Source organism: Amycolatopsis sp. NPDC051061, from assembly GCF_040682935.1.
Classification (GTDB): domain Bacteria; phylum Actinomycetota; class Actinomycetes; order Mycobacteriales; family Pseudonocardiaceae; genus Amycolatopsis.
The window spans coordinates 74,372-86,671 of sequence record NZ_JBFBBZ010000041.1; the positions used below are offsets into that span (position 1 = coordinate 74,372).

At 70.4% G+C, this 12,300-nt stretch carries 10 protein-coding genes; 3 read left to right on the forward strand and 7 right to left on the reverse strand.

Annotated elements, in window-relative coordinates:
- Window positions 1–171 precede the first annotated feature (171 nt).
- Together AB0N03_RS39365 and AB0N03_RS39370 are read left to right on the forward strand one after the other, a co-directional pair.
- Window positions 172–954: a methyltransferase domain-containing protein gene (locus AB0N03_RS39365; protein WP_364383344.1), complete on the forward strand. Its 783-nt coding sequence runs from the start codon at window positions 172–174 to the stop codon at window positions 952–954.
- A complete protein-coding gene (locus AB0N03_RS39370; RefSeq protein ID WP_364383347.1) occupies window positions 951–1,889 on the forward strand; it encodes an alpha/beta hydrolase fold domain-containing protein in 939 nt (312 codons plus the stop codon). The genes AB0N03_RS39365 and AB0N03_RS39370 overlap by 4 nt, the downstream gene beginning before the upstream one ends.
- On the opposite strand, the gene AB0N03_RS39375 is transcribed toward AB0N03_RS39370, so the two are convergent.
- From AB0N03_RS39375 to AB0N03_RS39395, 5 genes are all read right to left on the reverse strand, one after another.
- Window positions 1,855–3,603, reverse strand: coding sequence for a choline/carnitine O-acyltransferase (locus AB0N03_RS39375; RefSeq protein ID WP_364383350.1), 1,749 nt, complete (start codon window positions 3,601–3,603; stop codon window positions 1,855–1,857). The genes AB0N03_RS39370 and AB0N03_RS39375 overlap by 35 nt on opposite strands.
- Window positions 3,600–4,427, reverse strand: coding sequence for a class I SAM-dependent methyltransferase (locus tag AB0N03_RS39380; RefSeq protein WP_364383353.1), 828 nt, complete (start codon window positions 4,425–4,427; stop codon window positions 3,600–3,602). The genes AB0N03_RS39375 and AB0N03_RS39380 overlap by 4 nt, the downstream gene beginning before the upstream one ends.
- A 16-nt stretch (window positions 4,428–4,443) precedes the next feature.
- Window positions 4,444–5,301, reverse strand: coding sequence for an arpA protein (locus AB0N03_RS39385; RefSeq protein ID WP_364383356.1), 858 nt, complete (start codon window positions 5,299–5,301; stop codon window positions 4,444–4,446).
- A gap of 87 nt (window positions 5,302–5,388) precedes the next feature.
- A complete protein-coding gene (locus AB0N03_RS39390) occupies window positions 5,389–5,844 on the reverse strand; it encodes a DUF4232 domain-containing protein (protein ID WP_364383359.1) in 456 nt (151 codons plus the stop codon).
- Between the two features lie 169 nt (window positions 5,845–6,013).
- The gene (locus AB0N03_RS39395) at window positions 6,014–8,611 is read right to left on the reverse strand and encodes a bifunctional FO biosynthesis protein CofGH (protein WP_364383362.1); all 2,598 of its coding nucleotides are present in this window, start codon (window positions 8,609–8,611) and stop codon (window positions 6,014–6,016) included.
- A 153-nt stretch (window positions 8,612–8,764) separates the two neighbouring features.
- Between AB0N03_RS39395 and AB0N03_RS39400 the strand changes: the two genes are divergently transcribed.
- Entirely contained in the window at window positions 8,765–10,321 is a 1,557-nt protein-coding gene (locus tag AB0N03_RS39400; RefSeq protein ID WP_364383364.1) for a transposase, read from the forward strand.
- On the opposite strand, the gene AB0N03_RS39405 is transcribed toward AB0N03_RS39400, so the two are convergent.
- The gene (locus AB0N03_RS39405) at window positions 10,306–11,067 is read right to left on the reverse strand and encodes an SDR family oxidoreductase (protein WP_364383367.1); all 762 of its coding nucleotides are present in this window, start codon (window positions 11,065–11,067) and stop codon (window positions 10,306–10,308) included. The genes AB0N03_RS39400 and AB0N03_RS39405 overlap by 16 nt on opposite strands.
- Window positions 11,064–11,852: an alpha/beta fold hydrolase gene (locus AB0N03_RS39410; protein ID WP_364383370.1), complete on the reverse strand. Its 789-nt coding sequence runs from the start codon at window positions 11,850–11,852 to the stop codon at window positions 11,064–11,066. Before AB0N03_RS39410 ends, AB0N03_RS39405 begins: the two co-directional genes overlap by 4 nt.
- Window positions 11,853–12,300 lie beyond the last annotated feature (448 nt).

A 12,300-nucleotide genomic window follows, 5' to 3' on the forward strand; every position in this document is an offset into this window, starting at 1 on the left:
TGGGGACCTCTGTGACCGGGATCATACGAATCCTGGACGAGAAATCGCAATAGTTGAACGAACTTACGCAAGTTTGCGACAGGAATTGACGACTGCGCCGGATGCCCGACGTTCGCTTCCACCCGGCGGAGCAACGCCCGCACGGTCGGCGCGCGCTGATAAATTCCGGGCATGAGCCAGCGACGTGCGGACGGCAGCGCCGGGGACGCGGACTACGGCGCGATCGGCGGGGTCTACACCGACTACCGCAAGCCGGATTCCCGCATCGGCCAGTACCTCCTCGACGCGCTGGGGGACGCGCGGACCGTGCTCAACGTCGGTGCGGGCGCCGGGGCCTACGAGCCCGAAGACCGGGACGTGACCGCCGTCGAGCCGTCCGCGTCGATGCGCGCGCAGCGGCCGGCGGACCTGCCGCCCGCCGTCGACGCCGTGGCCGAGAAGCTCCCGTTCCCGGACCGGGCCTTCGAGGGCGCGATGAGCACGTTCAGCGTCCACCAGTGGAACGACCTGTGGGCCGGGCTGAAGGAGCTGCGCCGCGTCACCCGCGGCCCGATCGCCATCCTCACCTGCGATCCCGCCCTGCTGCGGCGGTTCTGGCTGCTCGACTACGCACCCGAGGTGATCGAGACCGAAGCGCGGCGCTACCCGCCGGTCGACGACATCGCCGACGGGCTCGGCGGCCACACCTCGATCGTCGGCGTGCCGATCCCGATCGACTGCACGGACGGCTTCAACGAGGCCTACTACGCCCGCCCGGAACGCCTGCTCGACCCGGGCGCGCGGCTGTCGTGCTCGGCGTGGAGCTTCGTCGACGACCGCGTGCACCACCGGTTCGCCGCCGAGCTGCAGCACGACCTCGACGACGGTACGTGGGAACGCCGCTACGGACGTCTGCGCGAGCAGCCGGCGTTCGAAGGCTCACTCGTGCTCGTCGTCTCGGAACCCACGGAATGACGCCGCCGCCCTTCGACCCGGAGCTGGCGCCGGTCGTCGAAACCCTGCGGGCGCTGCGCCCGCCGCTGGCGGAGCTCGCCGACATCCCCGGCCGCCGCGAGCTGAACGCCGCCGAGCACCGGACCGTCGAGGAGCTGACCGCCGCGTACCCGGCGTACCAGGTCGCCGAGGAGTACGCGGGGGAGGTTCCGCTGCTGGTGATGCGCCCGGCCGAGAGCGCCGGCGTCCTCTACTACGTGCACGGCGGCGGCACGATCGTCGGCAGCCACCTCGGCCAGGACGTGCCGAACCTGCTGGACTGGGCGGGCGGCCTGAACCTGACGATCGTCTCGCCGGGGTACCGGCTCGCACCCGAGCACCCGTACCCGGTGCCGGTCGAAGACTGCTACACCGGTCTCTTGTGGACGGTCGAGCACTGCGCCGGCCCGGTGGTGCTCGGGGGAATCAGCGCCGGCGCCGGGCTCGCGGCGGCCACGGCGCTGCTCGCCCGCGACCGCGGCGGGCCGGAGCTCGCCGGCCAGCTGCTGATCTGCCCGATGCTCGACGACCGCAACGACACGCCCTCGGCCGTCGACCTCGACGGCCGCGGCCTGTGGGACCGCACGGCCAACAACGTCGGCTGGACGGCTTACCTGGGTGATCGCCGCGGCACCGACGACGTCCCGGCGTACGCCGCCGCGGCCCGCGCCGAGGACCTGTCCTGCCTGCCCCCGGCGTTCCTCGACGTCGGCACGGCGGAGACGTTCCGCGACGAAGTGGTCGCCTACGCCGGTCGGATCTGGCAGGCGGGCGGCGAAGCCGAGCTGCACGTCTGGCCCGGCGGCTTCCACGGCTTCGATTCGCTGGTGCCGGAAGCGCAGGTCAGCCGGGCCGCGCGCGCCGCCCGGCTGACCTGGCTGCTCAAGCGCCTGCCAACAGCTCCTGCAGCTCGCTGACGGCCTTCGCGAGCTCGTCGGCGAAGCGGTACATCTCCGCCGAGACGTGCTTCGGCGTGCTGAGGTAGATGTTCCAGCGGTCCGGCAACAGCACGTACGCGATGCCGATGCACTGCGGGCTCGTCGAGCCGAACCCGAAGTACTGGATGTTGACCGACGGCGCCGAGCTGGTGCTCAGGTAGTCGTCGCGCATCTTCAGCCAGCCCGGCGACGAATACAGCGAAAGGTCCGTGGCGTCCCCATGACGTTTCGCGATCAGCTGCAGCTCCCACAAGTGCTGCTCCGGCGCGTCCCCGGCCTGGCACTCCTTCGCCCGTGAGACGTGCTTCGCCGCCGCTCCACGGAAGGCCGAGCGCTTTTCGTCGGCCGACGCGGTGGCGCTTTCCACGGTGTCGACGAACCGGAAGACCTCCGGCGTGACGACCCGCATCGCCTCGGTACGGCCGTTGCGGAACTGCCGGGTGGCGATCGACTCGTATGTCGCGCCGGTCAGGCCCTTCGCGCGGCGGTGCGCCAGCTGGTACGCCATCTGCGCGAAGGCGTCCGGGGACATCCCCAGCTCCTTCGCCCGGTTGGCGCCGAAGCCGAACGACACGGTGTGCGTCGCCGTCGCGTCCGCGTACGCCTTGAAGGACGCTCCGGCCGCACGGGCGTCTTCGCGCAGGGCGTCGGTCAGCGTGAACTCGACGATCTCGTAGCCGGGAACGCCGTCCGCCGGCTCGCGCTCGTGGCGCGAACCGCTCAGCAGCGCGTCGGTGAAGCCGAGGATCGTGGTGCCGTCGAGTTCGCAGTGCTCGACGTTGATCCCCGCAGTGCCGTCCTCGAACACGACGAGCGACACGGCCTTGTCGTACCAGCGGTTGTCGCCGTACAGCAGCCGGTCACCTGCCTCCAGCGCGTTCGACGGCGTGAAGTCGTCCAGGCACAGGCAGAACAGCGCCGTCTCGATCGTCTCGAGCGCGTCGGCGTTCCCGGCCTCGAGGAGCGCGGCCCGCGAAGCCGCCCACTCCGCACGCGCCTTCGTCGTGAAGTGCCCGGCCGGCACGTCGGTGCCGTGGTCGTCCTTGAGGATCGCCCGCAGACCGTCGGCGATCTGCTCGGCGGAGTACGGGCGGCCGTCTTCGGCGAGGACGTCCATCCGGAACGGCGTGCCCTTCGAGAAGACGACGATGTGCCGCTCGGGCGACGGGAACCGCGTGCGCGCGGTGTCCAGCAGCCCGCCCGGGATCCGCGTCGCCGAGAACAGGTACTTGTGCTGCACCATCGACTGCGGCGTCCCGCGCAGCAGCACCGGCGGCACCAGCTCCTCGTCGAGCTTCAGCTTGTAGTCCACGGCGGACGCGGTCAGCTCGGCCGCGCGCTCGACCTGGCCCAGCGGGGAGTCCTGGAACAGGAAGAAGAAGTTGGCGTTGAGCGCGATCCGGTCGCGGCGGCCGAGGTAGCGGTACGGCCAAAACGTGTCGAGCCAGCTGTGCACGCCGGGTGCGCGGTCGTACTCCTCGAGCGCGGCCTGCAGCTCGTGCGCGGGGCTGCCGGGTGCCAGGAACTCCGCGACCGCCGTTTCGGTCGCGGCCAGCTCCTCCGGCGTCAGCAGCGGCGCGCACCACTCGAGGAAGCGGCGGCCGCTGTCCTCCAGCGCGGGGACGGGGACACGGGGAAGCCGGTCCTCGTTGCCGAAGGTGCGGGTGGACCATTCCGGACTGCTCACGGTCATCCTTCTTGCTCGGAAGTGGCCAGCACGGCCGCGAGTTCCGCGGCCGCGCCTTCAGGGCGGGAAACATACAGCTGGGCGTACAGCCAGCCGTCGGACTCCACGCCGGTCGGGTCGACCCCGGTGGCGTCGAGCGTGTCGAGGATCTGCGTCCGCTCTTCGGCGGAGGCGAATCGCCGCTGCCGGAACACCCCGGGGACCTGCGCGGTTTCGTACCCCATCCCGGCCAGGCGGTCGGCGACCGGCTCGTAGGAGAACATCCGCAGGACGAAGTGCGCCATCCACGGCCGCGAGCCCCGGGCGATCCGGGCGATCGTCTTCTCGGTGACGTAGCCGACGCAGCCGGTGGAGATCACGAGGTCGACGTCGTCGAGCAGCTTCCGCTGGGTGCTGTCCGGGTCGTCGCTTTCGAAGTCGGCGTGGATCGCCTCGTCGAGCAACCCGGCGGAAAGCGCGTACTCGAGCGCGGGCGCCGCCGCGTCGAGGCCGAAGAACTTCGCGCCGCCCGGGCCGGTGACGAGGGCCCGGTCGGCCTCGATCAGCTGCGCGTGACTCAACGCCAGCACGTCCGGGGCGGTGTAGTGCGCGTAGAGGTCGTCCATCGTGGCGTCGCAGCGCCGGAGCGCGGCGTTGACGCCGTACGAGCAGCCGACGTCGAGCACGGTCGGGCTCTCCGCCGGGTGTTCGCCGATCAGCTTCGCGAAGTACGGCTTCGCGACCTGGGGGATTTCGTAGCCGACCCGGCGCAGCGTGCCGAAGAACGGCCGCGGGTCGGGCGCGGTGTAGATGTGGTCGAACGAGATCTTGCCGGTCGAGTCGAAAGGCACAGGCCAGGCTCCTGATCTAGTCGAGCAGTTCGTCGCCCCGGTCGGTGCGCCCGGCAAGGTGTGCCGGCAGGACCCGGCCGAACAACTGCCTGGTCCGCTCCGCGCTGCCGATGACCCCCGGGCGCTCGCTGTAGGCGAAGATCGCGGAATGCCGCGCGACCTCACCCCTCACCGTACTGACCCGGTGCAAGGCGAAGCGCCCTTGAAAGAGCTGAAGATCGCCCGGACGGAGGCTCAGGCGCTGGACCGGAAGGGTGCTTTCCCCGGAAAGCACGGCCCGCACGCCGGCGAAGTTTTCGGCGTCGGAGGACCGGATGCCCGGGCAGAATTCGAAGGTCCCGCCGTCGTTCGCGGCCTGCGTCAGCATGCTGACGGTGTAGGAGTTCGTGTCGAAGTGCCACGGGTGCGCACGGCCGGGCGCGATCACGTTCAGCGTCAGCCCGGACAGCGGGTCGGCGAGCTCGTGCACCTCCGGCAACGCGAAGCAGTCGGCGATGAACCGCCGGAACACCGGACTGGTGTAGAGCCGGCTGATGATCGCGCCCGCCGGGATGTGATCACGCGCGACGAAGGCGTTGCCACGCTCCATGATCGTCCGGCCCGGATGGTCTTCGGGCAGCGGCGCGTCGATCGCGGTGTTGTAGGCGTTGACCTTTTCGATCTTCGTGTACGCGTGGGGTTCGAGCACGGCGCACTCTTCGCGCAGGACGTCGTGCAGTTCGGGGCGGATGAAGTCGGCGAGCACGCTGCAGCCGACGTCGGCCAGGTCCGCGCGGGTGCGGCCGACGGTGTCCCGCCACGCGGGACTGTCCGGTTCGGTCAGCGGGTACCGGTCGGTGTCGACCATTTCCAGTGGCGCCACGGAGGTGCTCATCGAAGTCCCTTCCGGCGGGTGAAGGAACAGAGTTAGCACAGAATCCGGCTGGTCAACCGTGGGTTTGTGAGCGGTGACACAACGTCATCAGTTGCCGATTTCCGTGGCCCACGAGCTGACCGTGACGGAGTCCGTGGTGCCCAGATCGGTGTCCAGCGGCTGCTTCTGCGCGGGTTCGCCCGGAACCGGGACCACCGAGATCGCCGCGCCGGTGTGCTGGTCGCCGGACGTCACGGTGGCCGACCAGGCCAGCACCGCGACGACCTTCTCGCCCGGCTCGAGCGTCACGTTCTGCGGACCGAGGTCCCGCGCGAAGTACGACGTCCCGTGCTCGACCTTCACCTCGAGCGGCGAACCGTCGCCCGCGAGGATCTTCAGGTCCGGGTAGCCGGTGACCTGGCGCGGAGCCGTGTCCCGGTTGGTCAGCGTCAGGACGCTCGCGCGGTGGCCGAGGCCGGCTTCGACCTGGCCGACCGAAAGCGACAGCCCGATCGGCGGCGGTGGCGCGTACGTCGGGCTCGGCGTCGTCGTGGGCACCGGCACGGGAGGCGGAGGCGGCGGAGTACCGCAACCCGCGAGAAGTGCTACGAAGAGAAGTGGTGCGAAGCGTGAAACCCCCATGGCCCGGAAGAGTAGCGGGCGCCCCGGAGCCGGGCGCCCGCTACCGCTGTGCCAACCGGGGCTCCGCCACCCGGCACCCCCGAATCGTTTTTTACGGCGTGAGCAGGGGCAGCAGCGGCTTGCGCACGGCCGTCGCGACGCCGTCCGAAGCTTCCGCGGCGGCGATGCGCTCGGCGGTCGGCCTGCCGTAGCCCGTCGTGCGCTGCACCAGCGGGCGGCCGAGGGGCTCGACCATCTCGCGCATGTCGCTGATCGTCTTGTACGACCCGTTCGACGCGCCGGCCATCCGGCTGATCGTCTCCTCCATCAGCGTGCCGCCGATGTCGTTGACGCCGCCCTGCAGCACCGCGCGGCTGCCCTCGGTGCCCAGCTTCACCCAGGAGCTCTGGATGTTGTCGATCATCCCGTGCAGCAGCAGCCGGGCCAGCGCGTGCACCGCCCGGTTCTCGTTCTGCGTCGCGCCCGGGCGGGCGAGGCCGGCGAGGTAGATCGGCGAGCTCTGGTGGATGAACGGCAGCAGCACGAACTCGCTGAACCCGCGCCGCCCGTTCTTCTCCAGGCCTTCGCGCTGCAGCCGCGCGAGCAGCTTCAGGTGCGCGACCCAGTGGGCCGGCGTGTCGACGTGGCCGTACATCATCGTGGACGTCGTCGGCAGCCCGATCTCGTGGGCGGTGGTGACGACCTTGATCCACTCCGACGTCGGCAGCTTGCCCTTGGTGAGCACCCAGCGGACGTCGTCGTCGAGGATCTCCGCGGCCGTGCCCGGCAGCGAGTCGACGCCGGCTTCCTTGGCCTTGATGAGCCAGTCCTTCAGCGACAGGTTGGTCCGCGAAGCGCCGTTGACGACCTCCATCGGGCTGTAGGAGTGCAGGTGGATCTCCGGCTGGCGGCGCTTGACCTCGGCCGCGAGGTCGAAGTACGCGGTGCCCGGCAGGTCCGGGTGGATGCCGCCCTGCATGCAGATCTCGGTCGCGCCCGCGGCCCACGCCTCGTCGACGCGGTCGCCGACCTGCTCCAGCGAGAGCGTGTACGCGTCGGCGTCGGTGCGACGCTGCGCGAAGGCGCAGAAGCGGCAACCCGTGTAACAGACGTTGGTGAAGTTGATGTTCCGCGTGACGACGAAGGTGACGTCGTCGCCGACCGTCTCGCGCCGCAGGTCGTCGGCGAGCTTCGTGAACGCGTCCAGCTCCTTGCCCTCGGCGGACAGCAGCGCCAGCGCGGCGTCGTCGGACAGCCCGGCGGGGTCCTTTTCCGCGCTGCGCAAGGCTTCCAGGACGGTCGAGTCGAACTTCTGCGGCCCGGTCTTGATCCGCTCGCCGATCTCCTTCCAGTCCCCGTAGACGGAGTCGAAGTCGCTGCGGCGGTCTTCGGTGCGGCCGGTGGTGTCGATCTCGGTGTGCAGGTCGGTGCGGCCGGACTGCTGCCAGCCGCCGTCCGGCTCCTGCCACGGGATGCCGACCGGCATCGCGCCTTCGCGGGCCATCCCGGTGGCCGGGTCGACGAGCGCGGCGACGTGCCGCGTGATGCGCGGGTCCAGCCACGGCTCGCCCGCGCTGATGTACTCCGGGTAGATCGTGAGCCGTTCCTTCAGCTCGAAGCCCGCCTTCTCGGTGCGGCGCGCGAGCTCCTCGATCTGCGGCCACGCGCGCTCCGGGTTGACGTGGTCCGGGGTCAGCGGCGAGACGCCGCCCCAGTCGTCGATGCCGGCCCGGATCATCAGGTCGTACTGGTTGCCGATCAGGTTCGGCGGCGCCTGGATGCGCATCTTCGGGCCGAGCACGAGCCGCGCGACGGCGATGTTCGCGGCCAGCTCCTCGAGGTCGGCGTCCGGTGTCGCGCGCATCTTCGTGTCGGGCTTGGCCCGGAAGTTCTGGACGATGACTTCCTGGATGCCGCCGTAGGTCTTGGCGATCTTGCGGATCTCGAACAGCGCGTCCGCGCGCTCCTCGTGCGTCTCGCCGATGCCGATCAGGACCCCGGTGGTGAACGGGACTGAGCTGCGCCCGGCATCTTCGAGCACCCGCAGCCTTACCGCCGGGTCCTTGTCGGGGGACCCGTAGTGCGGACCGCCCTTTTCGGACCACAGCCGGGTGGCGGTGGTCTCCAGCATCATGCCCATCGACGGCGCGACCGGCTTGAGCCGCTGGAAGTCCTGCCAGGTCAGCACGCCCGGGTTGAGGTGCGGCAGCAGGCCGGTCTCCTCCAGCACCCGGATCGCCATCGCGCGGACGTAGGAGAGCGTGTCGTCGTAGCCGTGCGCGTCCAGCCAGTCGCGGGCGGCCTTCCAGCGGTCCTCCGGCCGGTCGCCGAGGGTGAAGAGGGCCTCCTTGCAGCCCATCTCGGCACCCTTGCGGGCGATGTCGAGGACCTCGTCCGGGGACAGGAACGGCGATTCGAGCCGGCCCGGCACCGTGACGAACGTGCAGTAGCCGCAGCGGTCGCGGCACAGCCGGGTCAGGGGGATGAACACCTTGCGGCTGTAGGTGATGATGCCCGCGCGGCCGGCCTCGGCCAGTCCCGCGTCGCGGATGCGGGAGGCGTACTCGGAAAGCGTGGTGAGGTCGTCACCGCGGGCGTGCAGCAGGACGCTCGCTTCGGCTACGTCCAGTGTCTTCCCGTCACGCGCCCGGGCGAGCGCGCGGCGCATCGCGGAGGCGGTCGGGGCGGTGGCGTCGGGTTCGGGTCCCATTCCACCCACGCTAGGACCGTCCTCGCGGGACCAGCCAGTGTGTGTTGCGCACCCGGCTCACCCGATCGGTGCGCGTGCTCGTCGTCGCAGGTCAGCTCGGTGGCATGGTTGTCGATCAGCTTCTCGCGGTGTATTACCTAAAGGGTGGCATCGGTGGTCGGGAAGAAGATCGGCGGACGGACGTACTACTACCTGGCGGAGTCCGGGAGGGTCGACGGCAAGCCCCGGGTGGTGACCCAGCGTTACCTCGGGACGGCCGAGGAGATCGCCCGCGCCGTCCCGGGCGGCGAACCCGCGTCGGCCTCGTACCGGACGTACGGCGACGTCGCCGCGGTGTGGGCGACGCTTTCGCGCCTGGACTTCGTCAACCGGGTCGACTCCAGCGTGGGTGCTCAACGCGCGACGCCCTCGCTCGGGCTCACCTTGGCGATCGCCGTGCTGCACCGGGCGACCGCGCCCGAAACGCCGCTGTCCGAGTGGTGGGCTTCGGGCGTGGCGGCCGACGTCGTCCGGCCCCGCGTGTCCACAGTGGACGGCACCTGGCGAGCGCTGGAACGCCTCACTCCGGAACGCATCACGCGCATCGAAGACACCGTCGCGTCGGCCGTGCTGGCGACTTTGGACGACCACGCCGCGCTCGCCGTCGACGTCCCGCAGTTCGCCGCGTTCGCGCCGGCGGACTGCACCCTGCCGTCGGCGTGCCGGGGCGTGCTCGCCGGGGCCGGCCTGCGGGTGACCCGGGACGGCGCGATCCCGCTGGCGTCGAGGGTCTACCGGCGCGACGACGGCACGGCGCCGACGTTCGCTTCGCTGACCGCGGAACTGGGTCCCGCGACGCTGGTCTTCCACTCCGGCCAGGCGGCCCAGCTCGACCTCGGCTCCCGCAGCGGGTTCGTCGGCTCGCTGCCGCTGACCGACCACCCCGAGCTGCTGACCCAGCCCGCGTCCGCCCGCAAGCGCGTCGACCCCGAGCGGTTCGCCGGCTTGACGGCCTTGGACACGCACGCGGTCGTCGACGGCGTCCGGCGGCGGGTGATCCTGACGCATTCGGCCACGCTGCACGCGGCGCAGTCCCGCGCGTTCGCCGACGAGCTGGCCACCGCGACCCGCGAGCTGGACGGCCTGGCCGGGGCCCTCGCGGCGGGCACCCACCGCGGCGATCGCGCCCAGATCCACGCCGAGCTCGGCCGGGTGACCCGCGGGCGGCGCATCGAGCGCGTCCTCACCGCCGTGCTGAGCGGGAACCGGCCCGGCGAGATCCGGCTCGAACGGCGCGTCGACACCGTGGCCATCGCCCGGCTCGACGACGAGTTCTTCGGCAAGCAGGTGCTGGTCACCGACCGGGACTGGCCGATCGGGGACGTCGTCACGGCCTACCGGGCCCGCACGCACCTGGAGTCGACGTTCCGCTGGCTGACCGGCCCCGCCGTCACCGGGCCGACCCCGCGCTGGGAGTGGACGCGGCAGCGGATCGCCGCGCACGGGCTCGTCTCGGTGCTCGCCGCGACCGTGACGCACCTGATGCGGCGCGAGGCCGACCGGGCGGGGATGAACCTGTCCGTGCGCGAGCTGCTCGACCAGCTGGCCGGCATCGGCGAGCTGGTGCTGCGCTACCCGTCCACCGGTGGGCGGCCGCGGACGAAGCGGCTGCCCACCGAGCGGGACCCGGGTCAGCAGGCGTTGTTCTCCCTGTTTCAGGACTCGCGGTAGATCTGCAGCGCCGAGAAGCTCTGGACCACCGGCATCAGCTCGATGACGTTGATGTTCACGTGCTTCGGCTGGTTCGCGGCCCAGAAGACGGACTCGGCGACGTCGTCCGCGGTCAGCGGCGTCGTGCCCTGGTAGACCTTGTCCGCCTTGTCCTGGTCGCCGTCGAAGCGGACCTTCGAGAAGTCCGTGCCGCCGACCATGCCGGGCTCGACGTTCGTCACGCGGACGCCGGTGCCGTGCAGATCGCTGCGCAGGTTGAGGCTGAACTGGTGGACGAACGCCTTGGTCGCGCCGTAGACGTTGCCGCCGGGGTAGGGGTAGGTGCCGGCGATCGAGCCGATGTTGATCACGTGGCCGCGGCCGCGCTCGACCATGCCGGGCAGCAGCGCGCGCGTGACGTGGGTGAGGCCGCGAACGTTGGTCGCGATCATGTCCTCCCAGTCCTGGAGGTCCGCTTTGTGCGCGGGCTCGAGGCCCTTCGCCAGGCCGGCGTTGTTGACCAGGACGTCGACCTCCTGCCAGCCGTCCGGGAGGGTGGTGATCTTCTCCTTGACCGCTTCGGGGTCGCTGACGTCGAGGGGCACCGGAAGGACGGCGTTGCCGAGCTCGCCGGCCAGCTTCTCGAGCTTGTCCGCACTGCGGGCGACGGCGATCACCCGGGCGCCCTCGGCGACGAACCGGCGGGCGATGGCGGCACCGAAGCCGGCGCTGGCGCCGGTCACGAACACGGTCTGCTGCTGGGTCATGGGGTGGCTCCGCTTGGGGTCAGGAAGGTGCTGAGCGCTTCGTTGAACTCGGTCTCGCGCTCCAGGTTAGGCAGGTGGCCCGCGCCGTCGACGACCACCAGGGTCGAACCCGGGATCTCCCGGTGGATGAGCTCGGCGTCGGCGACCGGGGTGAACTCGTCCTCGTTGCCGACGACCACGAGGGTGGGGACGTCGATGCGCTTCAGCCCCTCGGTGTAGTCGGGGCGCTCGGCGCGTCCTCTCAGTGCGGCGGCGGCTCCTTGCGCCGGGGCGTTGCGCATCATCTTCCGGACGTGGGCTTCGACGTCCGGCCTGGTCGCGCGGGTCTGCCTCGAGATCATCTTGGGGAGGAGCTCGTCGGCGTAGCTCGCCATGCCCTCTTCGCTGATCCTCGCGGCCGTGTCGATGCGGGCCTGCTTCGCCGCGGGGGTGTCGAGGCCGGGGAACGTGTCGGCGAGGAGGACGGCTTCCGCCCGGCCCGGGTGGTCTCTCAGCAGGTGCATGACGATCCGGCCGCCCATGGAGAGGCCGCCGAGGACGAAGCGCTCCAGCTTCAGGTGGTCGGCCAGCTCGACGAGGTCGTTCGCGAAGACGTCGAGGGTGGTCTTGGTGCCTTGTCCCGGGGACTCCCCGTAGCCGCGGAGGTCGGGGGTGACGACGCGGTGGCCCTGCTCGGCCAGGTACCCGGCCTGGGGACGCCACATCGAGCGGTCGAAGGGGTGGCCGTGGACGAGGAGGACCGGCCGGCCGTTCTTCGGGCCGAGGTCGTCGTGGGCGAGGGTCATGCGGCCGACGCTAGGCGGAGCTTTGTCGCGGTGCAATACGGTGCAATGTACTCGGAGCAATGTTCTTCCCGGATTCTTTCCCTGGCTCTTTCTCTGGCGCTCCGGGGTACGCGGGTGCAGACTGGGGCCTGGACGGGCTTCGTCATGGGGTCTGACCTGCGCTGATCTTGTTAACGGACCCCCCTGTTCCGGGGGGTTTCCGGGGATGTAAAGTTCTCCAAGTCGCCAGGGAAACCGGGTGGCCGCCGGGACACGAACCAAGCTCTCGCTCGAAGCGATTGAGTGGGTGTCCCACCAAAAACTGCTAGGAATACTCGCTTCGGGTAAGGCCGCTTGACGGCGGTGCGACTCGGGGTGTGTTGCTTGAGAACTCAACAGTGTGCTAGTGAACTAAGCCAGTAGAGCTTATATATAACCTCGTATGAGGTTCCTTTGAGAATGATTGAGT